Origin of the sequence: Citrobacter sp. CK199 (assembly GCF_030333285.1) — a bacterium.
GTDB lineage: Bacteria > Pseudomonadota > Gammaproteobacteria > Enterobacterales > Enterobacteriaceae > Citrobacter_B > Citrobacter_B koseri.
In genome coordinates this window covers 212880-235201 of sequence record NZ_JAOWGF010000028.1, presented here as the reverse complement: position 1 = coordinate 235201, position 22322 = coordinate 212880, and the positions used below count along the sequence as shown (strand labels likewise).

Sequence of the window (22322 nt, the reverse complement as noted above, 5' to 3'; positions counted from 1 at the left end):
CGGCAATATTTTCCGGGAGAATTATTCAATAGGCAGAGCGGTTGTGTACTTAATCTGTTCCATCGCAAAGCTCGACGTTACGTCTGACAATCCCGGAACACTGTTCACCAGACGTTTGTAGAAGTCGTCATAACGCTTCATATCTGCTACCTGAACCCGCATCAGATAGTCGTATTCCCCGGCCATACGCCAGAACCCCAGCACTTCCGGCATTTCGGTGACCACCGTCACGAAGCGGCTGTACCATTCACTGCTGTGATGCTGGGTTTTGATCAGTACGAACGCCGTTAACCCCAGACCCAATTTCTCTGGGTCCAGTAGCGCGACTTTACCGAGGAGAATGCCGTCGTCTTCCAGACGTTTCAGCCGTTTCCAGCAGGGTGTGGTGGTCAGATTAACGGCATCGGCCAGCGCCTGCAAAGAGAGGGTGCAGTCCTGCTGCAACAAAAGCAGCAGCTTACGGTCAATTTTATCTAACATACCCACCCCACAGAGAAGATTTTTCTCCTTACATTCTATTTTAAAGGTGAAATGGCAACAATTTTTTCCGTGCTTTTCGCTAATCTGGGCACAAAATGACAAATGGAAATTAATGATGAATAGCACCTGGGTTAAAAACGCCATTAATGAAATTAACGCTGACTATCAGCGTTCAGCCGACACGCATCTGATCCGGTTGTCGCTACCGGCGTTTCCGGGCATCCAGATCTACCTGAAGGATGAAAGCACCCATCCGACCGGCAGCCTGAAGCACCGTCTGGCGCGTTCATTGTTCCTGTATGGGTTGTGTAACGGCTGGATTAAAGAAAACACGACCATTATTGAATCCTCCTCCGGTTCAACGGCGGTTTCCGAAGCCTGGTTCGCCCGACTGCTCGGCCTGCCGTTTATCGCGGTAATGCCTTCCTGCACGGCAAAACGCAAAATTGAACAAATTGCGTTTTATGGCGGTCGCTGCCACTTTGTCGAAAGCGCCTGCGAGATTTACGCCGCCTCTGAGCAACTGGCGCACGAACTGAACGGTCACTATATGGATCAGTTCACCTATGCCGAACGCGCCACCGACTGGCGCGGCAATAATAATATCGCCGACAGTATTTTCCATCAGATGCAGCGTGAGCCGAATCCGGTGCCGAAGCATATCGTGATGAGCGCGGGGACAGGCGGCACGTCAGCGACAATTGGCCGCTATATTCGCTGTCATGGGTATGACACGCGCCTGATGGTGGTTGACCCGGAAAACTCGGTCTTCCTGCCCTACTGGCAGGATCGCGACGCTACATTGCGCAGCCCGGTGGGCAGCAAAATTGAGGGGATTGGCCGCCCGCGCGTGGAACCTTCCTTCATCCCGGATGTGGTGGACGAAATGCTGCGCGTACCTGACGCCGCCAGCGTCGCGACCGCGCACTGGCTGGAAACGCAGCTGGGCCGTAAAGTGGGCGCCTCCACTGGCACTAATATGTGGGGAACGTTGCAGATCGCAGCCAGAATGCGCGACGCCGGAGAGACCGGTTCTCTCGTCACGCTGCTGTGTGACAGCGGCGAACGCTATCTCGACACCTATTACAATCCCCAGTGGGTTAACGATCACATTGGCGATTTAGCGCCGTGGCAGGCGGAAATTGCCCAACTGCTGAACGTCCGTTAAGCGGCATAAAAAAAGCCAGGCTTTACGGGCCTGGCTTGCTGGAAAGGATCGCTCATTCGGGGGAATAAGGTAGATGCGGATTATCCAGCCAATGCGTTAAAAAGTGAGAGACCGCCTGATTACGACAATGGCCAATCACTGAAAGATGCGGCAGTTCAGCGATCAGTTGCGGCATCGCGTTGCCCATAATCAAACCACGTCCCACGCTCTCCAGCATTTCGCGATCGTTCATCGCATCGCCAAACGCCATGCATTCCGTCAGCGACAGCCCCAAATGGTCGCTTAATACCGCCAGCGCGGAACCTTTATTACAGCCGAGCGGCAGCACTTCCAGACAATCCACAGCGGAAAAGCAGAGATTCGCCCGCTCGCCCAGCGCCTCATTCAGTTGAATACGCAGCCGGATCAGATCATCGTGATCGCCACAGAAACAGATCTTAGTGACCTGGTGAGCCGGGATACGTTTGACATCCACGATCTGATAGTGGAACCCGCTGTAGACATGCGCCTGTAATAGCGCGGGGATCGCGCTCCCCGTAAACCAGCCGTTATCGTTGAATACGTGCATACTGGCCCGGGTATCCCACGCCTGGTGCAATACGCGATCGGCAATGGCGGGGTCCAGATCCTGGCGATGCAGCATATCGCCTTCCTGCGAATGAATGCGCGTCCCGTTGCCGGTTATCAAAAACGCATCCATTGAGATGGCCCCCAGAATATGCCGCATTTCCAGCACATGCCGACCGGTCGCAAACGTCAAAGTGATATCGCGTTCACGCAGGCGCACCAGCGTTGCAAGGGTCTCATGACCCAGATGGTGGTTTGGCATCAAAAGCGTGCCATCCATATCAAATGCAGCCAGACGAGCCATCTCTTTCTCCACACTGTGACGCAATTAACTTGTGATTGAGTATCACCTGAGATATACGGAAGTAATAGTGAATAGATAAAATGAATTGTTCCGGGTTTCAATGCGACTTCTCAACCGTTTAAAACAATATCAACGTCTCTGGCAGCCCTCGGCCGGAGAACCTCAGTCGGTCACCGTTGGAGAACTGGCGGAGCGCTGTTTTTGTAGCGAACGCCACGTCCGTACGCTACTACGTCAGGCGCAGGAAGCCGGCTGGTTAACATGGGAAGCGCAATCCGGGCGGGGTAAGCGCGGTAAACTGCAATTTCTGGTCACGCCGGAGTCACTGCGCAATACCATGATGGAACAAGCGCTGGAAAAAGGTCAGCAGCTTAATGTGCTGGAGCTGGCACAGCTGGCGCCAGGCGAACTGCGTACCATGCTGCAACCGTTTATGGGCGGGCAGTGGCAAAACGACACGCCGACCCTGCGTATTCCCTACTATCGTCCGCTGGACCCGTTGCATCCGGGATTTCTGCCCGGTCGCGCAGAACAGCATCTTGCGGGACAAATTTTCTCCGGCCTCACCCGCTTTGACAACGCCAGCCAGCGCCCCTGCGGGGATTTAGCACATCACTGGGATATCTCCGCCGACGGTATGCGCTGGGATTTTTATATTCGCTCTACCCTGCACTGGCATAATGGCGATACGGTAGAAACTGCGCAGCTGCACGCACGCCTGCTGATGCTGCTTGACCTGCCAGCCCTCAATAAATTGTTTATCAGCATCAAGCGTATTGAAGTCACCCATCCGCAATGCCTGACGTTCATTCTCCATCGCCCTGATTACTGGCTGGCGCACCGTCTGGCAAGCTACTGTAGCCACCTGGCGCACCCGCATCAGCCGCTGTCAGGCACCGGGCCTTTTCGGCTGACGTTATTTACGCCGGAGCTGGTACGCCTGGAAAGCCACGACAATTATCACCTTTGCCACCCGCTGCTAAAGGCGATTGAATACTGGATCACGCCTCAGCTTTTTGACCAGGATTTAGGCACCAGCTGCCGTCATCCGGTACAGATTGCCATCGGCAACCCTGAGGAGCTGGCCTCACTTAGCCAGGTGAGCAGCGGTATTAGCCTGGGATTTTGCTACCTGACGCTTAAAAAAGGCTCGAAACTCAGCCTGCAACAGGCGCGTCGCCTGGTAGACATCATTCATCATACGTCGTTATTACAGACGCTGCCGGTAGATGAAAATCTGATCACGCCCAGCAACGCGCTGCTGCCAGGCTGGGTAATGCCGCAATGGAAGGGGCTGGAATCCGTTGAATTACCGAAAAAACTGACGCTGGTCTATCACCTTCCCGTTGAATTGCACACCATGGCGGAGCAACTCCAGCAATATCTGGCAACGCTCGGCTGTGAATTAACGTTGATTTTCCACAACGCGAAAAACTGGGATAACTGCCCTTCGCTGGCAAAAGCGGATCTCATGATGGGCGACAGGCTGATTGGCGAAGCGCCGGAATATACGCTTGAGCAGTGGCTACGCTGCGATCAACTCTGGCCGCATGTGCTGGATGCCCCTGCTTTCGCCCATCTTCAGGCCACGCTGGATGCCTTACAAACGCAGCCCGGTGAAGACGACCGCTATACTGCGTTACAACAGGTATTCACGAGTCTGATGAATGACGCCACGCTTACGCCGCTTTTTAACTATCACTACCGTATTAGCGCGCCGCCGGGCGTCAATGGCGTTCAACTCAATCCACGCGGCTGGTTTGAGTTTGAGAAAGCATGGCTTCCGCCGCCGCGCGGTGAAGAAGCTGGTCGCGGCCATCCGCAGGCGCTACCATAGCGTTTTTCGTTTTTGTCAGGATAAGTTATGAAACGTGCCGTCGTTGTATTCAGTGGAGGCCAGGACTCCACAACCTGTCTGGCGCAAGCGCTGCATCAGTATGATGAAGTGCACTGTGTCACCTTTGATTATGGTCAGCGTCATCGCGCTGAGATTGATGTCGCACGTAATCTGGCCTTAAAACTCGGCGCGCGTGCGCATAAGGTGCTGGACGTAACGCTGCTGAGCGAACTGGCGGTCAGTAGCCTGACGCGCGATAACATTCCCGTACCGGACTATGAACCGGATGCCGACGGTATTCCGAATACGTTTGTCCCTGGGCGTAATATTCTGTTTCTGACTCTGGCGGCGATTTATGCCTATCAGGTGAAAGCCGAAGCGGTGATCACCGGCGTTTGCGAGACGGATTTCTCCGGCTACCCGGACTGCCGCGATGAGTTTGTCAAAGCGCTGAATCATGCCGTCACCCTGGGTATGGCGAAGGATATTCGCTTTGAAACCCCGCTGATGTGGATTGATAAAGCCGAAACCTGGGCACTCGCTGATTACTGGGGCAAGCTGGATCTGGTGCGTGAAGAGACGCTGACCTGTTATAACGGCATCAAAGGTGACGGTTGCGGGCAGTGCGCCGCCTGTAATCTGCGCGCCAACGGCCTGAACCATTATCTGGCGGATAAACCGGCAGTGATGGCGGCAATGAAGCAGAAAACAGGGTTAAAGTGATCGTTTTGCCGGATGGCAGTGCACGCACCTTATCCGGCCTGGCGACATTCACCGTGGTCAATGTCGCCCGCAGGCCTGATAAGCGAAGCGCCATCAGGCAACTTTCCGTTACTTCACCATCTGCTCCAGTTTCTCGCGTAACTCACCTTCCAGCGGCAATGCTTTCTGCGTTTTCAAATCAATACAGACAAAAGTAATCTGTGCGTCCACCACAACCTGCCCTTCCGGCTCAAGCGTAATGACCTGGCTTAAAATGCCGCTCTTCCCGTTTAACTGCTGCACCTGACTGGTGACGGTCAGCAGATCGCTCAGCACGGCAGGGCGACGGTAGTTAATATTAATATTCACCACCACAAAAGCGATGTTGCGGGCCGTCATCCATTGAAAGCTGTCACTGTTTTCCAGCCCATCCCAGCGTGCTTCTTCAAGAAACTCAAGATAGCGGGCATTATTAACGTGCTGATAAACATCAAGGTGATAACCACGGACTTTGATTTGTGTTTGCATAGCGCAATAACCTTACGTTGTTGTTATAGGAACAGAGGCCATAACTGGTATGACCTCATTATCCTGGCAAACTTTTGCCACAGTGCAAGTTATTACAGCGTCAACACCGCCAGATTGCGTTCCACCAGCGAACTCCCCATCCCCGGAACCTGCTTTAAATCATCCACCGTTTTAAACGGCCCATACTCTTCCCGATAGTTGACTATCGCCTGCGCTTTTTTCAGCCCGACGCCATTCATCACCCGCGCCAGATCTTCCGCTGAAGCCGTGTTGATACTGACCCTCGCGCCTTCATCATCGCTGGCCTTTGCTGGCACGGAGGCTTTAGTCTGCGCGGACGCAGACGAATCCGCCTTTGTTTGTACCGCCTGATTTTTCTCTACCGTTCCGGCAGCCAGCGCGTTGTGCGTCATGCCTGCGCAGGCCAGAGTCATCGTGACCAGCAGTGCGTTGATTCCATGTTTCATACTGTTTTCTCCTTGTGTGTTAACAGTGGCATCACGATAGCGGGGCGGCGAAAGGCAAACAAATAGCAAATATCAGAAATGGAAAAGGCCGCGAAGGCGGCCTTTGAGGGTTACAACTTTTTGCAGTTTTTTGCGAAGCGTCTCGGTGATTACTGCTGTTCCAGCGCATCGCCGACTTTGATTTTCGCCGCTTTACGCAGGTTACTCATCAGCGCTTCAAAGGTAATCTGTGCGTTATTCTGGGTAATACCCTGAACCATCGCTTTTTTCTGCTCTTCCGGCATAGAGCCCGCTTTCACGTCGTCCAGCGCCAGCAGCACAACGTTGCCCTGCATATCGTTAGCGACGCCATAGCTCGGCTTATCTTTCTCTGGCAGACCCAGCGCAAACGCAGCCTGGCTTACCGGGTCCTGCCCGGTACGGCTCAGCGTTTTCGCTTCGCCAAAGCTCAGACCGGCCGCTTTCATCGCTTCTGCGCCTTTACCCGCTTTCAGCTCAACCAGCAGTTTGTCAGCATCCAGTTTTGCCTGCTGCTCTGCTTTGTTGTGCTTAACGAGCGCAGCCACCTGCTCTTTCACGTCAGCCAGAGGCTTAACCGCTTCAGGTTTATGCTCGCTGATGCGCAGCACGAATGCGCGGTCGCCATCCACGGTGATGATATCGGAGTTGCTGCCCGGCGTACCGTTCTCGCCAACCAGACCACCGTTGAAGATAGCATCGGCAACCGGTTTAAAATTCAGCTCTTCTGGCAGGTTGTCATGGCTGAACCAGCCGGTTTCAACCGCTTTCACGCCAGCGGCCTGTTCAGCGCCCGCCAGAGATTCGGTATCGTTGCTCGCCGCATCGCTGACTTTTTGTTGCAGCGCGTAATAGGCATCCAGCGCTTTTTCCTGCTTCACTTTCGCGGCAATGTCATCACGCGCTTCGCTCAGCGGTTTCACTTTCGCAGGCTGAACATCATCCAGACGCGCAACCAGGAAGCCAACAGAGGATTTAATCACGCCAGACAGCTGGCCTTTTTCTTTCAGGCCGGCATTTTTCAGTTCGTCCGGCGTGGTGGCGTCTTCCAGCCAGCCCATATCGCCGCCGTTGCGCGCAGAGATAATGTCTGCGGATTTCTCTTTCGCCAGCGCGGCAAAATCACCGCCTTTGTTCAGCGCGTCCAGCACCGCTTTCGCTTCATCTTCCGTTTTGGTCTGAATGACGCTGTAACGGTTACGCTGCGGCTGGGTGAACTGATCCTGATGCTGGTCATAGTAAGACTGGATATCCGCATCGTTGACCGTTTCCTGCATGGCAGCCGCATCCAGCTTGATGTAGCTCACGCGGAACTGCTCCGGGGTCATAAAGCGGTTCTTGTTCTGCTCGTAGTAGCTGGACACTTCCTGATCGGTAGCCTGCTGCTTCGCAGCCAGTGCGTTTACGTCAATCGTCGCTTCACGCACCACACGCTGCTGCGCGACTAACGCCGCCAGCTCGTCCGTTTCACCTTTCAGCATGAAATCAGTACCGGCAACGCCAGCAATCAGTTGCTGGGTGGTGAGCTGGTTACGCAATGCCTGAGCATACTGATCGGCGGTCATCCCCATCTGATTCACAATCGCGTTGTAGCGGTTGTTATCAAATTTGCCGTCAACCTGGAAAGCCGCCGTTGAAAAGATGGCCTGCTTAACCTGTTCGTCGCTGATGCTGAGTTTAAGCTCATGCGCGTATTGATCCAGCAAGGCTTCATCGATAAGACGATTCAGTACCTGCTGACGCAGCGTTTTCATGTAGCCTTCATTCGCCGCCAGTTCAGAATACTGATCGCCCAGCTGCTGCTGCATACGATTACGTTCGCTGTTAAACGCATTCTCAAACTGCGAGCGGCTGATTTCCTGGTCATTCACTTTTGCGGCGTAGTTATTGCTTCCGCCAATCAGGTAACCACTCACGCCGGTCAAAATGAACGACACGATAATGATACCGAAAATAATCTTGAGCACGAGACTGTTAGCAGCCGTGCGTAAGCTGTCCATCATGGTGTAACCACACTCCGCTGTAGGTGACTGTTTTGCGTATTCATACTTCACGCAGCATAGCGTTTTCTGAACGCTGCGCGGAAAGCTGTATTGTGACAAGAAACCGGGGTAATTGTCAGCCCACAACCAGCATAAACTCAAATAAAGTAGTACTGGACAAATAAAAAAGGCACATCAGATGATGCGCCCTTGTACTTTGTCACATCCCCAGGGGGAGAAGCTCTTAGTTTACCGCGTCTTTCAGCGCTTTACCTGCACGGAAACCCGGCACTTTAGCGGCGGCGATGGTGATCTCTTTACCTGTTTGCGGGTTGCGACCAGTACGGGCAGCACGCTCTTTAACAGCAAAAGTACCAAAACCTACCAGCGCTACATCATCACCTTCTTTCAGTGATTCAGTGACAGAAGCAATAATTGCATCTAACGCACGTCCAGCCGCAGCCTTAGAGATATCAGCCCCTGCAGCAATTTTGTCGATCAGTTGAGATTTATTCACTCTTCTCTTCCTCTTTTATAATTTATATCGCACCGGAATCCTTCAAAGTGCGACCGCGCAGCAGTTATATCAGGCCTGCCATGCCCTTACAACACCCGTTAATGATGGCAAGCCCGATCCGTCATCTAAATTAGCTATACAAAAAAAGGCTGGCAAGCACGAAATGCCCTGCCAGCCCTGTTTTTCTTAGCGCTATTTGCGCGAGGTCACTATTTTGCGGTGACAACCTGTATGCCGGACGGCTCATTTTGCAACGCAAGAGTCAGAACTTCCTCAATGCGTTTCACCGGATGAATGTCCAGATCGGCAATAACATTGTCTGGAATCTCTTCCAGATCGCGTTTATTCTCAAACGGAATTAACACGGTTTTGATCCCGCCACGGTGCGCCGCCAGCAGTTTCTCTTTCAGGCCGCCGATAGGCAGTACCTGGCCTCGCAGGGTAATTTCCCCGGTCATCGCCACATCAGCGCGAACAGGATTACCCGTCAGGCAGGAGACCAGCGCGGTACACATCGCAATACCGGCGCTCGGGCCGTCTTTCGGCGTCGCCCCTTCCGGTACGTGAACGTGGATGTCACGTTTTTCGTAAAAGTCTGGATTAATACCCAGTTTTTCCGCACGCGCACGCACCACGGTCAGCGCAGCCTGAATAGATTCCTGCATAACCTCACCGAGAGAACCGGTGTAAGTCAGTTTGCCTTTACCCGGCACACAGGCGGTTTCGATGGTCAGCAGGTCGCCGCCCACTTCCGTCCATGCCAGACCCGTTACCTGACCCACACGGTTTTCGTTGTCCGCGCGGCCATAGTCAAAGCGCTGTACGCCGAGATAGTCATGCAGGTTATCGCCATCGATCACAATGTGTTTCAGAGACTTATCCAGCAGCAGCTGTTTCACGGCTTTGCGGCACAGTTTGGAGATTTCACGCTCCAGGCTACGCACGCCCGCTTCACGGGTGTAGTAACGGATAATGCCGATAATGGCGCTATCCTCAACCGTCAGCTCGCCTTTCTTCAGCGCGTTACGCTCGATCTGTTTCGGCAGCAGGTGCTGTTTAGCAATGTTCAGCTTCTCGTCTTCGGTATAACCGGACAGACGAATCACTTCCATACGATCCAGCAGTGGCGCCGGAATGTTCATGGAGTTGGAGGTGGCAACGAACATCACGTCGCTGAGATCGTAATCCACTTCCAGGTAGTGATCGCTGAACGCCACGTTCTGCTCAGGGTCCAGCACCTCAAGCAGCGCAGAGGCCGGATCGCCACGCATGTCGGAAGACATTTTGTCGATCTCATCGAGCAGGAACAGTGGGTTTTTAACGCCCACTTTGGCCATTTTCTGGATCAGTTTACCCGGCATAGAGCCGATGTATGTCCGGCGGTGGCCGCGGATTTCTGCTTCATCACGCACGCCACCGAGCGCCATACGGATATATTTACGCCCGGTCGCTTTGGCGATGGACTGGCCCAGAGAGGTTTTACCTACCCCCGGCGGCCCAACCAGACACAGGATCGGCCCTTTGATTTTGTTTACACGGCTTTGTACCGCGAGATACTCAAGGATACGATCTTTCACACGCTCCAGACCGTAATGGTCTGTGTCGAGAATTTCCTGTGCCTGACGCAGGTCTTTTTTGACCTTGCTACGCGCGTTCCACGGCACCTGCACCATCCAGTCGATGTAGCCGCGTACAACCGTCGCTTCCGCCGACATCGGAGACATCATTTTCAGCTTCTGCAATTCTGCTTCCGCTTTCTCTTTTGCCTCTTTCGGCATTTTTGCCGCATCGATTTTACGCTTCAGCGCTTCGTTTTCATCCGGCGCGTCGTCCATCTCGCCCAGTTCTTTCTGAATGGCTTTCATTTGCTCATTCAGATAGTACTCACGCTGAGATTTCTCCATCTGCTTTTTAACGCGGTTGCGAATACGCTTCTCAACCTGCAACAGATCGATTTCAGATTCCATCATCGCCATCAGATATTCCAGACGTTCGTTAACGTCGGACATCTCCAGCACGGACTGCTTATCCGCCAGTTTCAGCGGCATATGGGCTGCGATGGTGTCCGCCAGACGCGCAGGATCGTCAATGCTATTGAGCGACGTCAGCACTTCCGGTGGGATTTTTTTGTTCAGCTTGATGTAGCCTTCGAACTGACTGATGGCAGTGCGCACCAGCACTTCCTGCTCGCGCTCATCAATCGCCGGCGATTCAAGGTATTCCGCCTTAGCGGAAAAGTGTTCGCCGTTATCTGACAGCGCAGAAATACGCGCGCGCTGCAACCCCTCAACCAGCACTTTGACAGTACCGTCAGGCAGTTTCAGCATTTGCAAAATTGAGGCCACGGTCCCGACGGTGAAAAGATCGTTTACACCCGGCTCATCCGTTGATGCTTCTTTCTGGGCGACCAGCATGATTTTTTTATCATGGTCCATAGCCGCTTCCAGACAACGGATAGATTTTTCCCGCCCTACAAATAAGGGTATGACCATGTGCGGATAAACCACCACATCGCGCAACGGCAATACGGGGATTTCAATGCGTTCAGAACGCTCAGGATTCATAGAGCTCTCTCTTAGTTTAGTGTCCGCCAGGTAATCAGACTGCGCGACTGTGCTTCACGCAGCCATTAACATGTATGTCAGTATATGGGGATGTTTCCCACACATTCAACGCCATGTTTACGGAAAAATAAAAGGGGGGATAAAATCCCCCCTTTTTCGTTAACTGATTGTATGAGCTGGTTAATTATTCACCAGATGCCTGCTGCGCTTCCGGCTTGCCGTAAATCAGCAACGGCTTGCTCTGACCGCCGATGACGGACTCGTCGATAACCACTTTTTCGACGTCTTCCATAGAAGGCAGATCGTACATGGTATCAAGCAGCGCCGCTTCAACGATGGAACGCAGACCACGGGCGCCGGTTTTACGCGCCATCGCTTTCTTCGCGATAGCATCCAGCGCTTCGTCACGAAATTCCAGATCGACGCCTTCCAGGTTAAACAGCGCCTGATACTGTTTGGTCAGGGCGTTTTTCGGTTCTTTCAGGATCTGGATCAGCGCTTCTTCACTCAGCTCATTCAGCGTCGCCACAACCGGCAGACGACCAATAAACTCAGGAATCAGACCAAATTTGATCAGATCTTCCGGCTCAACCTGCGCCAGCAGTTCGCCTTCGCTGGCCTTGTCGGATTTCGCTTTGACCGTTGCGCCAAAACCAATGCCGGAGCCGGTTTCAACACGGTTAGCAATCACTTTATCCAGACCGGCGAACGCGCCGCCGCAGATAAACAGGATCTTAGAGGTATCAACCTGCAAGAACTCCTGCTGCGGATGCTTGCGTCCTCCCTGCGGTGGAACGGCGGCAACCGTCCCTTCGATCAATTTCAACAGCGCCTGCTGTACGCCTTCACCGGAAACGTCACGGGTAATGGACGGGTTGTCAGACTTACGGGAAATCTTGTCGATTTCATCGATGTAGACAATACCGCGCTGCGCTTTCTGCACATCGTAATCGCATTTTTGCAACAGCTTCTGAATGATGTTCTCAACATCTTCGCCCACATAACCGGCTTCGGTCAGGGTGGTGGCATCCGCCATGGTGAACGGTACGTCCAGCAGACGCGCCAGCGTTTCGGCCAGCAGCGTTTTACCGGAACCGGTCGGCCCGATCAGCAGAATGTTACTTTTGCCCAACTCAACGCCATTGCTGGTGTCGCCGTTGCGCAGACGTTTGTAGTGGTTGTATACCGCGACCGCCAGCACTTTTTTCGCCTGCTCCTGGCCGATAACATAATCGTCCAGATGGTTGCGAATTTCATGTGGCGTCGGCAGCGCACTGCGTTCACGGTGCGGTGCCACTTCCTTAATCTCTTCGCGAATGATGTCGTTACATAGATCAACACATTCGTCGCAGATATACACGGATGGACCGGCAATCAGCTTGCGCACTTCATGCTGGCTTTTGCCGCAAAAAGAGCAGTACAACAATTTGCCCGAGCCATCTTTGCGTTTATCTGTCATGAGTCAAAACCTCTTCTTTGTTCTTTGTGCCGCACACGACGACGCAAATGCCATTCTCAGGCGCAAGTCGCTTGTCAGCGTTGTGCCGCCCCTGGATAGTATTATAGCGGCACACCTGCGCCCTGGGCATCAATTACGATGGGTCAAAATCGAGTCGACCAGACCGTACTCCACCGCTTCAGACGCGGAGAGGAAGCGGTCGCGCTCGGTATCACGTTCAATCTGCTCAAGAGACTGACCCGTATGGTGCGCCATAAGTTCATTCATGCGCCCTTTCACCTTCAGGATTTCACGGGCATGAATTTCAATATCTGTCGCCTGGCCCTGATAACCGCCGAGAGGCTGGTGAATCATGACGCGAGAGTTAGGCAGGCAGAAACGTTTGCCTTTTGCGCCAGCAGTCAGCAGGAACGCGCCCATAGAAGCCGCCTGGCCCATACAAATCGTGCTAACGTCCGGCTTAATAAACTGCATGGTGTCGTAGATAGACATCCCTGCGGTGATAACCCCGCCTGGGGAGTTAATGTACAGGTAGATATCTTTTTCCGGGTTTTCCGCTTCCAGGAACAGCATCTGCGCCACAATCAGGTTAGCCATATGGTCTTCGACCTGGCCGGTCAGAAAAATGACACGTTCCTTAAGTAGACGAGAATAGATATCAAAAGAGCGCTCACCACGTGAGGTCTGTTCAATGACCATCGGCACCAGCGCCATATGGGGTGCAAAGTTATCTCGTTCGCCGCTGTATGACATTTCCGTCTCCTGGATAAAAATTGAAAAAACCTGCTGTACCGATTGTAACCTTATGGACGGATTATCAGCTAGTCCCTCTGTTATGGGTACGGCATCGCCATAATTCAAGCATAACAATCTTTTGTTGTAACGCTAACACTGAAACGCTGTTTTCGCACTCTTCCATGCAAAATGCGTGACAAAAAAAAGCCCGCCACCTGGAGGTGACGGGCTCTTGTGCGAATTTCGTGCTAATTAAGCGACGAATTACGCCTGCTGGTTCATCAGTTCGTTGAAGGAAGTGGCTTTTTCAGTCACTTTCGCTTTCGCCAGAACGGCTTCAACGGCCTGCTCTTCCAGAGCGACGTTACGCATGTTGTCCATCAGCTCTTTGTTTTTGCTGTAGAACTCGATAACTTCTTTCGGATCTTCGTACGCAGAAGCCATCTCTTCGATCAGACCTTTAACGCGCTCTTCGTCAGCTTTCAGTTCCTGAGTGCGAATCACTTCGCCCAGCAGCAGGCCGACAACAACGCGACGCTTAGCCTGTTCTTCGAACAGTTCACGCGGCAGTTCCAGCGCTTGCTTCTCGTTGCCGCCGAAACGCTGTGCAGCCTGACGACGCAGAACGTCAACTTCGCTGTCGATCAGCGCAGATGGAACGTCGATGTCGTTCGCTTTCACCAGGCCTTCAATCGCCTGAGACTTCACGCGGTTACGCACAGCGCCTTTCAGTTCGCGTTCCATGTTTTTACGCACTTCAGTACGCAGACCGGCAACAGAACCATCTTCAACGCCGAAACGTTTGATGAATTCTTCGGTCAGTTCCGGCAGCTCGCGCTCTTCAACTTTCTTCAGGTTGATAGCGAATTTAGCGGCTTTACCTTTCAGGTTTTCAGCGTGATATTCTTCCGGGAAGGTCACGTCGATAGTGAACTCTTCGCCTGCTTTATGACCTTTGATACCGTCTTCAAAGCCCGGGATCATACGACCCTGGCCCATCGCCAGTACGAAGTCAGACGCTTTGCCGCCTTCGAACTCTTCACCGTCAACAGAACCGGTGAAGTCGATGGTTACACGGTCTTCTGCATCAGCAGCGCCATCTTTGTCTTTCCAGGTTGCCTGCTGTTTACGCAGGGTGTCCAGCATCACGTCAACATCGGCGTCGGTCACTTCAACAACCGGTTTTTCAACTTCGATGGATTCCAGACCGGTCAGTTCAACTTCCGGGTAGACTTCAAATTCTACAGCGTAGGTGAAGTCTTCGCCCAGTTTGTATTCGCCCGGAACATAGTTCGGTGCGCCAGCCGGGTTGATTTTTTCTTTGATGATCGCGTCAACGAAGTTACGGCTCATCAGGTCACCCAGAACGTCCTGGCGAACAGAAGCGCCATAACGCTGAGCAACAACATTCATCGGTACTTTGCCCTTGCGGAAGCCGTCAATACGCACTTTCTTCGCTACGTTGACCAGCTCGCTTTTCACAGCGGTCTCGATGCTGTCAGCAGCGATAGTAATCGTTACACGGCGGCCAAGGCCTTGAGTGGTTTCAACTGAAACTTGCATCTTGTTACCTCAAAAAATCACAGTGCTCGGTCAACTCTACTCCGCAAGCACAGGTTGTTGGCTTCGCGGAACCGGGATGTTCTCATAATCAATCACATTCCCTGTCGTCAGAATCATCCCGAAGACATTCCGAAAAATAAGACGCCGCATTATAGCGGCATCACTTTTATGAGTCGAGAACGGTTATCGCGCGTTGCTGCGGCTTTTTTCACAATTCCCGGCTAATTTTGGTCTGAATACTGTACATCTCGCTCAAAATTCAGACAAAACAAAACGGCCCGCAGGCCGTTTTCACATAATCTGTAGCAACATACTGGAAAAGCGCCAACAGTTGCAAATGCGTTTTTCTACGCGATGCTTCCTGCGCCACGGCAAGGAGGCGATGCGAAGATCGTATCCTGCAATCCTTCCCACTCCTTAATGGTATAGGTATGCAGGGCCAGCGCATGTACGGTTGTGGAGAGTTCTGCCGTTAACGTACCGTAAATCATCCGGTGGCGATTAAGAAAACGTTCGCCAGTGAAGCGATCGCTGACCAGCACAACCTTAAAGTGGCTCTCAGAGCCTGCCGGAACATTGTGACGATAGCTTTCATCCACAACTTCGAGGAACACGGGTTCGAACGCTGCCCTTAATTTTTCTTCTATTTGCTCACGTATCATCATGAAATATCTCCTCCGACAACGCTGAGATGTCACCCATCCCTTTAAATACTAGCCGCTTTTACCGTTTACATTACATCATGACAACAAAAATTTAGCGTTCGTCTGATATTTTCATTCAAACGTATGAAGTTTACTGACTTATCCATTCATTTGGTTGCGAAAACCCGAAGTAAGGTGTACCGAGGGTCAGAAAACAGACAACGCGATGAATTTACATGCGTTGACCACTTCCCCTCGCCGTTGGCAATGTTATGATGGCGGGAATTTTTATCTATCACGCTTAAGAGTCACTGAGAGCCCGAACATGTTAAAGAAAATCCTCTTTCCATTAATTGCTCTGGTTATGCTGGCAGGGTGCGCAACACCGCCGACAACCATTGACGTATCGCCGAAAATCACACTGCCGCAACAAGATCCAAGCCTGATGGGCGTTACTGTGAGCATCAACGGCGCCGACCAGCGTCAGGATCAGGCGCTGGCGAAAGTTACGCGTAATAACCAACTGGTTACTCTGACCGCCTCCCGCGATCTGCGCTTCCTGCTGCAAGAAGTGCTGGAAAAACAGATGACCGCACGCGGTTATATGGTGGGGCCGAACGGCGCTGTGAACCTGCAAATCATCGTAAATCAGCTGTATGCCGATGTATCTCAGGGTAACGTTCGCTACAACATCGCCACCAAAGCGGATATCGCCATCATCGCGACGGCGGCAAACGGCAACAAGATGACGAAAAACTACCGTGCGAGCTACTCTGTTGAAGGCGCATTCCAGGCGTCCAACCAGAATATCGCCAACGCGGTTAACAGCGTCCTGACCGACACCATCGCTGATATGTCTCAGGACACCAGCATTCACGAATTCATTAAGCAGAACGCACGTTAATTTCTGTCCAGATGGCCCGGCGCTTGTCGGGCCTGTAGATGCCCATGCCCAACCAATATTTACGTATTTTTCAGCAACCGCGTTCAGCTATCCTGTTGATTCTGGGGTTTGCATCAGGTTTACCCCTCGCGCTCACCTCCGGCACGCTACAGGCCTGGATGACCGTTGAGAATATCGATCTCAAAACCATTGGTTTCTTCTCTCTGGTGGGCCAGGCCTACGTCTTTAAATTCCTCTGGTCTCCGGTCATGGACCGTTACACGCCGCCTTTTTTAGGTCGTCGTCGCGGTTGGCTGATTACCACGCAGATTCTGCTGCTGCTCGCCATTGCGGCGATGGGTTTTCTGGAACCCGGCACGCAGTTGCGCTGGATGGCGGCGCTGGCGGTTATCATTGCCTTCTGTTCCGCATCTCAGGACATTGTCTTTGACGCGTGGAAAACGGATGTTCTGCCTGCGGAAGAACGCGGCACCGGGGCGGCGATTAGCGTACTGGGCTATCGGCTAGGGATGCTGGTCTCCGGTGGGCTGGCGCTGTGGCTGGCGGATCGCTGGCTCGGCTGGCAGGGGATGTACTGGCTGATGGCGGCGCTGCTTGTGCCCTGTATTATCGCCACGCTCCTGGCCCCTGAACCTGAAGATTCCATTCCAGTGCCTAAAACGCTGGAACAGGCGGTCGCCGCTCCGCTGCGCGACTTTTTTGGCCGCAACAACGCCTGGCTGATCTTGTTGTTAATCGTGCTGTATAAGCTGGGCGACGCGTTCGCCATGAGCCTGACCACCACCTTTTTGATTCGCGGCGTTGGTTTTGATGCCGGTGAAGTCGGCGTGGTCAATAAAACGCTGGGACTGCTGGCGACGATTGTCGGCGCGCTGTACGGCGGCATCCTGATGCAGCGCCTTTCCCTTTTCCGCGCGCTGCTGATTTTCGGCATTCTGCAAGGCGTTTCCAACGCCGGTTACTGGCTGCTTTCCGTGACGGACAAGCATATGTTCAGCATGGCCGCAGCGGTCTTCTTCGAGAACCTGTGCGGCGGGATGGGAACGGCGGCCTTTGTCGCATTGTTAATGACGCTGTGCAACAAATCGTTTTCCGCCACCCAGTTTGCCCTGCTCTCCGCGCTCTCTGCGGTGGGACGCGTGTATGTCGGCCCCGTTGCCGGATGGTTTGTCGAAGCGCATGGCTGGCCCACGTTTTATCTCTTCTCCGTCGCAGCGGCTGTGCCTGGCCTTCTGCTTCTGCTGGTTTGTCGTCAAACCCTTGAACACAGTTGGGAAAGCGAAAGCTTCATCCCCCGTACGGAATTTCGCGGGGCGTATGGTCTGGCGCTGCTGACGCTAATGATCGGTTGCGGCCTGCTGGCGGTATGGCTGTTGCTGCTGACGATGAACGCCGTGGACTACACTCGCTTCTCCTTCCTGCCCGAACTGCTTGAGGCGGGGGTCATGGTGGCGATATGCGGCATTTTGTTCGGCGGGGTGCTGGATTATCTGGCGCTACGCAAAACACGTCTTGTGTAAGCGGGCAACGTTATTTGCCGTTGTAATAACAGAGCGAAATTATAACGGCTAAATAAGCAGCAGTTGCGAAAAATAATATTTGTTGTTTTGTGCGCAATAGCATCTGGAAATTATTGACGCCTTTTATAGATTTTATTTTCCTTACTCGATTCAGCCAATATAGTTTTATTTTTTGTTTTTCATTTGTCTCTTTGTTGATAATTAATTGTTAAACAATTGTTTTAATTTCGCATTGGTTATACCAATTACCCTGTAAGCCCTGCTTTCCTGCCCTCTTTCGTTATAACGTGATGTTGCAACAGGTTCTTAAAGTCAACGCGACATATCCTGCAACATATGTGACATGCCCGGCAGAACCCAGTAACACAGATCCAATCATGTTTACAGTAATGTAACCTTCCCGTAAAATGCCCACACACTTTAAACGCCACCAGGTCCCGTGGAATTGAGGTCGTTAAATGAGACTCAGGAAATACAATAAAAGTTTGGGATGGTTGTCATTAATTGCAGGCACTGCATTACTCAGTGGCTGTAATTCTGCACTTCTTGACCCCAAAGGACAGATTGGACTGGAACAACGTTCACTGATACTGACGGCTTTTGGCCTGATGTTGATTGTCGTGATTCCCGCCATCTTGATGGCTGTTGGTTTCGCCTGGAAGTACCGTGCGAGCAATAAAGATGCGAAGTACAGCCCGAACTGGTCACACTCCAATAAAGTGGAAGCTGTGGTCTGGACGGTGCCGATTCTGATCATCATTTTCCTTGCTGTACTTACCTGGAAAACCACTCACGCTCTTGAGCCAAGCAAGCCGCTGGCGCATGACGAGAAGCCCATTACCATCGAAGTGGTTTCCATGGACTGGAAATGGTTCTTCATCTACCCGGAACAGGGCATTGCAACCGTGAATGAAATCGCCTTCCCGGCGAACACTCCGGTTTATTTCAAAGTGACCTCCAACTCCGTGATGAACTCCTTCTTTATCCCGCGTCTGGGTAGCCAGATTTATGCCATGGCCGGTATGCAGACTCGACTGCATCTGATCGCCAACGAAGCCGGTACCTATGATGGTATTTCCGCAAGCTATAGCGGCCCTGGTTTCTCCGGTATGAAGTTCAAAGCTATCGCCACGCCGGACCGCGCCACATTCGACCAGTGGGTTGCTAAAGCTAAACAGTCACCGAACACCATGAGCGACATGGCTGCGTTCGAGAAAGTGGCTGCGCCAAGCGAATACAACCAGGTGGAATATTTCTCCAACGTGAAACCGGATTTGTTTAAAGACGTCATTAACAAATTTATGGCTCACGGTAAGAGCATGGACATGACCCAACCGGAAGGTGAGCACAGCTCGCATGAAGGCATGGAAGGCATGGACATGAGCCACGCGGAATCCGCTCACTAAGGGGCCGAGGAAGAAAACGATGTTCGGAAAATTGACACTGGATGCAGTCCCGTTCCATGAACCTATCGTCATGGTTACGATCGCTGCCATTATCGTCGGGGGTCTGGCGCTTTTAGCCTTGATCACTTACTTCGGTAAGTGGACCTACCTATGGAAAGAGTGGCTTACTTCGGTTGACCACAAGCGTCTTGGCATCATGTATGTCATCGTCGCAATTGTTATGTTGATACGCGGCTTTGCCGACGCCATCATGATGCGTAGCCAGCAGGCGCTGGCTTCTGCGGGCGAAGCAGGCTTCCTGCCGCCGCATCACTACGATCAGATCTTCACCGCTCACGGCGTGATCATGATCTTCTTCGTGGCAATGCCATTCGTTATCGGTCTGATGAACCTGGTGGTTCCGTTGCAGATCGGCGCGCGTGACGTTGCGTTCCCGTTCCTGAACAACCTGAGCTTCTGGTTCACCGTTGTCGGCGTTATCCTGGTTAACCTGTCTCTGGGCGTTGGTGAGTTCGCGCAGACCGGCTGGCTGGCTTATCCGCCGCTCTCGGGAATAGAGTACAGTCCGAGTGTCGGGGTCGATTACTGGATCTGGAGTCTCCAGCTATCCGGTATCGGTACGACGCTGACCGGTATCAACTTCTTCGTGACGATTCTGAAGATGCGTGCGCCAGGCATGACCATGTTCAAGATGCCGGTATTTACCTGGGCATCGCTGTGCGCGAACATCCTGATTATCGCCTCCTTCCCAATTCTGACTGTCACCATCGCGCTGCTGACCCTGGATCGCTATCTGGGCACCCATTTCTTTACCAACGATATGGGCGGCAACATGATGATGTACATCAACCTGATTTGGGCCTGGGGCCACCCGGAAGTGTACATCCTGGTACTGCCGGTCTTCGGGGTGTTCTCCGAAATCGCCGCAACCTTCTCGCGTAAACGCCTGTTTGGTTACACCTCGCTGGTTTGGGCGACCGTGTGTATCACCGTTCTGTCGTTCATCGTTTGGCTGCACCACTTCTTCACCATGGGTGCGGGCGCGAACGTAAACGCCTTCTTCGGTATTACCACGATGATTATCGCGATCCCGACCGGGGTTAAGATCTTCAACTGGCTGTTCACCATGTACCAGGGGCGTATCGTCTTCCACTCAGCGATGCTGTGGACGATCGGCTTTATCGTGACCTTCTCGGTCGGCGGTATGACTGGCGTTCTGCTGGCGGTTCCGGGCGCGGACTTCGTTCTGCACAACAGCCTGTTCCTGATTGCGCACTTCCATAACGTTATCATCGGCGGTGTGGTCTTCGGGTGCTTCGCCGGTATGACCTACTGGTGGCCAAAAGCGTTCGGCTTCACGCTGAACGAGACCTGGGGTAAACGCGCATTCTGGTTCTGGATCATCGGCTTCTTCGTGGCGTTTATGCCGCTGTACGTGCTGGGCTTCATGGGGATGACCCGTCGTCTCAGCCAGCAGATTGACCCGCAGTTCCATCCAATGCTGCTGATTGCCGCCTGTGGCGCCGCGCTGATTGCACTGGGCATCCTGTGCCAGCTGATTCAGATCTTCGTTTCTATTCGCGACCGCGAGCAGAACCGCGACCTGACCGGCGACCCGTGGGGCGCGCGTACGCTGGAGTGGGCAACCTCTTCTCCGCCTCCGTTCTATAACTTTGCCGTTGTGCCGCACGTTCACGAGCGTGATGCCTTCTGGGAAATGAAAGAAAAAGGCGAAGCGTACAAACAGCCTGCGCATTATGAAGAAATTCATATGCCGAAAAACAGCGGTGCGGGCATCGTTATCGCCGCCTTCTCCACTATTTTTGGTTTCGCCATGATCTGGCATATCTGGTGGCTGGCGATTGCAAGCTTCGCAGGCATGATCATCAGCTGGATTGTTAAGAGCTTTGACGAGGACGTGGACTACTACGTACCAGTCCCGGAAGTCGAAAAACTGGAAAACCAGCATTTCGATGAGATTTCTAAGGCAGGGCTGAAAAATGGCAACTGATACTTTAGCGCAAACGCACGCGACTGCCCACGCGCACGAACACGGGCACCACGATGCAGGCCAGACCAAAATCTTCGGATTTTGGATCTACCTGATGAGCGACTGCATTCTGTTCTCTATTCTGTTCGCGACCTATGCCGTTCTGGTGAACGGCACCGCAGGCGGCCCGACAGGTAAGGACATTTTTGAACTGCCGTTCGTTCTGGTTGAAACTTTCCTGCTGTTGTTCAGCTCCATCACCTACGGCATGGCGGCTATCGCCATGCACAAGGATAACAAGAGCCAGGTTGTCTCCTGGCTGGCGTTGACCTTCTTGTTCGGTGCCGGATTTATCGGGATGGAAATCTACGAATTCCATCACCTGATTGTTGAAGGCATGGGCCCGGATCGCAGCGGCTTCCTGTCTGCGTTCTTCGCGCTGGTCGGTACGCACGGTCTGCACGTCACCTCCGGTCTTATCTGGATGGCGGTGCTGATGGTGCAGATCGCCCGTCGCGGCCTGACCAGCACTAACCGTACCCGCATCATGTGCCTGAGCCTGTTCTGGCACTTCCTGGATGTGGTGTGGATCTGTGTGTTCACTGTTGTTTATCTGATGGGGGCGATGTAATGAGTCATTCTACCGATCACAGCGGCGCGTCCCACGGCAGCGTAAAAACCTACATGACAGGTTTTATTCTGTCGATCATCCTGACGGTCATTCCGTTCTGGATGGTGATGACGGGTACAGGTTCCCCGGCCGTGATTCTGGGGACTATCCTGGCGATGGCAGTGGTGCAGATTCTGGTGCATCTGGTGTGCTTCCTGCACATGAATACGAAATCTGACGAAGGCTGGAACATGACGGCCTTTGTCTTTACCGTGCTGATCATTGCCATTCTGGTGGTGGGCTCCATCTGGATTATGTGGAACCTGAACTACAATATGATGATGCACTAAGAGCGGC

Annotated in this window: 20 protein-coding genes; 9 read left to right on the top strand and 11 right to left on the bottom strand. The window is 52.9% G+C overall.

What is annotated here, in order from left to right:
- Positions 1-21: 21 nt before the first annotated feature.
- Positions 22-480: a DNA-binding transcriptional regulator DecR gene (gene decR / locus OGX75_RS16090; protein ID WP_012133534.1), complete on the bottom strand. Its 459-nt coding sequence runs from the start codon at positions 478-480 to the stop codon at positions 22-24.
- Positions 481-592: 112 nt separating this feature from the next.
- Between decR and OGX75_RS16085 the strand changes: the two genes are divergently transcribed.
- Positions 593-1648: a PLP-dependent cysteine synthase family protein gene (locus OGX75_RS16085; protein ID WP_012133535.1), complete on the top strand. Its 1056-nt coding sequence runs from the start codon at positions 593-595 to the stop codon at positions 1646-1648.
- A gap of 52 nt (positions 1649-1700) precedes the next feature.
- Here the strand turns inward: OGX75_RS16085 and cof are convergent, their stop codons facing one another.
- Positions 1701-2519, bottom strand: a complete 819-nt coding sequence (cof, locus tag OGX75_RS16080; RefSeq protein ID WP_248622846.1) for an HMP-PP phosphatase — start codon at positions 2517-2519, stop codon at positions 1701-1703.
- 100 nt (positions 2520-2619) lie between these two features.
- Here cof and OGX75_RS16075 point away from each other — a divergent pair, with 100 nt between their 5' ends.
- Together OGX75_RS16075 and queC are read left to right on the top strand one after the other, a co-directional pair.
- A complete protein-coding gene (locus OGX75_RS16075; RefSeq protein WP_248622847.1) occupies positions 2620-4356 on the top strand; it encodes an SgrR family transcriptional regulator in 1737 nt (578 codons plus the stop codon).
- Between the two features lie 27 nt (positions 4357-4383).
- Complete coding sequence (queC, locus tag OGX75_RS16070; RefSeq protein WP_049008410.1) at positions 4384-5079, top strand: 7-cyano-7-deazaguanine synthase QueC; 696 nt, start codon at positions 4384-4386, stop codon at positions 5077-5079.
- Positions 5080-5187: 108 nt separating this feature from the next.
- On the opposite strand, the gene fadM is transcribed toward queC, so the two are convergent.
- The 9 genes from fadM to bolA form a co-directional block, all read right to left on the bottom strand.
- Positions 5188-5586 carry a long-chain acyl-CoA thioesterase FadM gene (gene fadM, locus OGX75_RS16065; protein WP_012133539.1) on the bottom strand — a complete coding sequence of 133 codons (399 nt, stop codon included), beginning with the start codon at positions 5584-5586 and terminating at the stop codon, positions 5188-5190.
- A gap of 92 nt (positions 5587-5678) precedes the next feature.
- Positions 5679-6053, bottom strand: a complete 375-nt coding sequence (locus OGX75_RS16060) for a helix-hairpin-helix domain-containing protein (RefSeq protein ID WP_049008409.1) — start codon at positions 6051-6053, stop codon at positions 5679-5681.
- Between the two features lie 149 nt (positions 6054-6202).
- A complete protein-coding gene (gene ppiD / locus OGX75_RS16055; RefSeq protein ID WP_012133541.1) occupies positions 6203-8074 on the bottom strand; it encodes a peptidylprolyl isomerase in 1872 nt (623 codons plus the stop codon).
- Positions 8075-8297: 223 nt separating this feature from the next.
- A complete protein-coding gene (gene hupB / locus OGX75_RS16050; RefSeq protein ID WP_003021629.1) occupies positions 8298-8570 on the bottom strand; it encodes a nucleoid-associated protein HU-beta in 273 nt (90 codons plus the stop codon).
- A gap of 209 nt (positions 8571-8779) precedes the next feature.
- Entirely contained in the window at positions 8780-11134 is a 2355-nt protein-coding gene (lon, locus tag OGX75_RS16045) for an endopeptidase La (protein WP_012133542.1), read from the bottom strand.
- A 184-nt stretch (positions 11135-11318) separates the two neighbouring features.
- The gene (clpX, locus tag OGX75_RS16040; protein WP_012133543.1) at positions 11319-12593 is read right to left on the bottom strand and encodes an ATP-dependent protease ATP-binding subunit ClpX; all 1275 of its coding nucleotides are present in this window, start codon (positions 12591-12593) and stop codon (positions 11319-11321) included.
- Positions 12594-12722: 129 nt separating this feature from the next.
- Positions 12723-13346: an ATP-dependent Clp endopeptidase proteolytic subunit ClpP gene (gene clpP, locus OGX75_RS16035; protein WP_003021624.1), complete on the bottom strand. Its 624-nt coding sequence runs from the start codon at positions 13344-13346 to the stop codon at positions 12723-12725.
- Positions 13347-13592: 246 nt separating this feature from the next.
- Entirely contained in the window at positions 13593-14891 is a 1299-nt protein-coding gene (gene tig, locus OGX75_RS16030) for a trigger factor (RefSeq protein WP_012133545.1), read from the bottom strand.
- A gap of 347 nt (positions 14892-15238) precedes the next feature.
- Entirely contained in the window at positions 15239-15556 is a 318-nt protein-coding gene (gene bolA, locus OGX75_RS16025) for a transcriptional regulator BolA (RefSeq protein WP_012133546.1), read from the bottom strand.
- A 304-nt stretch (positions 15557-15860) separates the two neighbouring features.
- On the opposite strand from bolA, the gene OGX75_RS16020 reads away from it, so the two are divergent.
- The 6 genes from OGX75_RS16020 to OGX75_RS15995 all read left to right on the top strand — a co-directional run bounded on the left by OGX75_RS16020 (position 15861) and on the right by OGX75_RS15995 (position 22315).
- The gene (locus tag OGX75_RS16020) at positions 15861-16439 is read left to right on the top strand and encodes a lipoprotein (protein WP_012133548.1); all 579 of its coding nucleotides are present in this window, start codon (positions 15861-15863) and stop codon (positions 16437-16439) included.
- Between the two features lie 44 nt (positions 16440-16483).
- Positions 16484-17959, top strand: a complete 1476-nt coding sequence (ampG, locus tag OGX75_RS16015) for a muropeptide MFS transporter AmpG (RefSeq protein WP_024130594.1) — start codon at positions 16484-16486, stop codon at positions 17957-17959.
- A gap of 458 nt (positions 17960-18417) precedes the next feature.
- A complete protein-coding gene (gene cyoA / locus OGX75_RS16010; protein WP_012133550.1) occupies positions 18418-19365 on the top strand; it encodes a cytochrome o ubiquinol oxidase subunit II in 948 nt (315 codons plus the stop codon).
- A 19-nt stretch (positions 19366-19384) separates the two neighbouring features.
- Complete coding sequence (gene cyoB / locus OGX75_RS16005) at positions 19385-21376, top strand: cytochrome o ubiquinol oxidase subunit I (protein ID WP_012133551.1); 1992 nt, start codon at positions 19385-19387, stop codon at positions 21374-21376.
- Positions 21366-21986, top strand: a complete 621-nt coding sequence (locus tag OGX75_RS16000; protein ID WP_012133552.1) for a cytochrome o ubiquinol oxidase subunit III — start codon at positions 21366-21368, stop codon at positions 21984-21986. Before cyoB ends, OGX75_RS16000 begins: the two co-directional genes overlap by 11 nt.
- Positions 21986-22315 carry a cytochrome o ubiquinol oxidase subunit IV gene (locus tag OGX75_RS15995; protein ID WP_012133553.1) on the top strand — a complete coding sequence of 110 codons (330 nt, stop codon included), beginning with the start codon at positions 21986-21988 and terminating at the stop codon, positions 22313-22315. The genes OGX75_RS16000 and OGX75_RS15995 overlap by 1 nt, the downstream gene beginning before the upstream one ends.
- The last annotated feature ends 7 nt before the right edge of the window (positions 22316-22322 follow it).